This is a genomic window from bacterium, from assembly GCA_009926305.1.
GTDB lineage: Bacteria > Bdellovibrionota_C > UBA2361 > UBA2361 > RFPC01 > RFPC01.
The window spans coordinates 1-1,604 of the sequence record RFPC01000207.1 but is presented as its reverse complement, the minus strand read 5'-3'; the positions used below and the strand labels follow the sequence as shown (position 1 = coordinate 1,604).

General features: G+C 47.1%; 2 protein-coding genes. One reads left to right on the top strand and one right to left on the bottom strand.

Annotated features, from left to right (window positions below; genetic code table 11):
- Positions 1–164 precede the first annotated feature (164 nt).
- Complete coding sequence (locus EBR25_13870) at positions 165–1,091, top strand: hypothetical protein (GenBank protein ID NBW42057.1); 927 nt, start codon at positions 165–167, stop codon at positions 1,089–1,091.
- 183 nt (positions 1,092–1,274) lie between these two features.
- Here the strand turns inward: EBR25_13870 and EBR25_13865 are convergent.
- Positions 1,275–1,604 (bottom strand): hypothetical protein (locus EBR25_13865; GenBank protein ID NBW42056.1); only part of this gene is annotated, 330 nt, incomplete at its 5' end.

Below are 1,604 nucleotides of genomic sequence, written 5' to 3'. Positions count from 1 at the left end.
GGACACCTCCAACTAAAATCGAGGAAGAAGCGTTGCAAAAAACGATAGGGAGAATCTGCCCAATCGCTGAGAAGTATCACTCTCCCCCAGTAATCAAGTACCACCATCTTTTTTTCTCATACTCACGAACTATCGGAGGACTTCCCTCCGATTAACACCATGTCATGGGAAATCCACTACGCACCAAAGACCCGTCTCTTTACCGCCTCATTACCACCCGCACGATACGAGCTGAGATGTGGCTCATGCCTTCTGCTAAGAATACAAAGCTCATTGGCGGTATCATAGCTCGCTACCAAGAGCTCCTCGGTATAGAGATATACGCCTACACTATCCTTTCAAACCACATACACCTCCTTATTAAAGCCCCTCGGGGTAATAGTGATGAGTTCATTGAGAATATCAACAGAGAGATAGCTCGCCGTATTAACTGGAAGTACCACAGAGAGGGCCCCCTATGGGGAAGACGCTACTCTGAGCAAATAGTCCTTGATGAAGAAGAGGACCTCCTAGAGGCGTTTTTGTACGTGACTCTTAATCCCACACGGCATGGGCTTATTAAAGATTCCAGTAAGTGGAAGGGACTTAACTCGTTTCACCATTCACTAAGAGACTCTACCCCGAGGAGGTTTCACTTCACCCACTACTCAGTAAAAAACGAAGAAGATATCCCGGTAAAGACTACACATTCTCTTACCCTCTCTCCTCTTCCTCAGTTTAAAGAGCTAAGCGCTAAAGCCAGGGGGAAAAAGATTAAGAGCCTCCTCTATCGCAGGCTAAGAGAGTACTGGGAGCAGCGGGGGGATGTCCCGTACTTAGGCCAAGAGCGGATTGATGAGCAGCTTCCAGGGGATACCCCTCGGAAAGTAAGCCGCTCTCCTAGGCCTCACTGCTACACAAAGTGTGCTCATAAACTAAGAGAGTACTTGAAAGAAAGACGTCTGCTTATCGCTCGGTACGCTGAAGCCTCTTTTCAGTTCAGGCTCGGAAGGCTTGATACTCAGTTTCCTGCATTTACCTTTAAGCCGCCTCTTCAGAGGGCTCCAAGGCTCAGCTCTTTTCGTCCTGTTATCTCTATTATTCCCGCCTAAATCCGTAAACACGGGAGAGGTGTATCTAGGGCTCTCCCACCACTACCAAAAGTCAGGGGGTTAGCGAGATTCCAAGCGACTCTCAGATAAGGCATGTGCAATAAACGCTCCTTAAGTCACTGAGGAAGGAGTACAGAAATAAAGATTAAAAAAGATGGTGGCACCTGATTACTGGGCACCTGATTACTGGTGCACGTTGTGACCTAGAAAAGAGAGCATTGCCTCCTCAACCGCAAGCCAGTGTTTAGGTTCGGTGAATTTATGATCGGCACCCTCTATGATTTCTAATTTCTTCATCCCACAACAAGAATCGTATAGTTCCTGAGGATCACGAGAAACGGGGACTGACTCATCAAGCTCTCCATGAACAATAAGCACTGGTCCTTGGAAGAGAGAGAGAGAATTGCATATATCTAGGGTGAAGTATTCGTCATAAAAAGCTTTATTGAGCTTTTTACCGTCAAGCCAGTGATCGGGGCGGGAGTAGGTGATAAACCCTTGGGAGGCAAAATC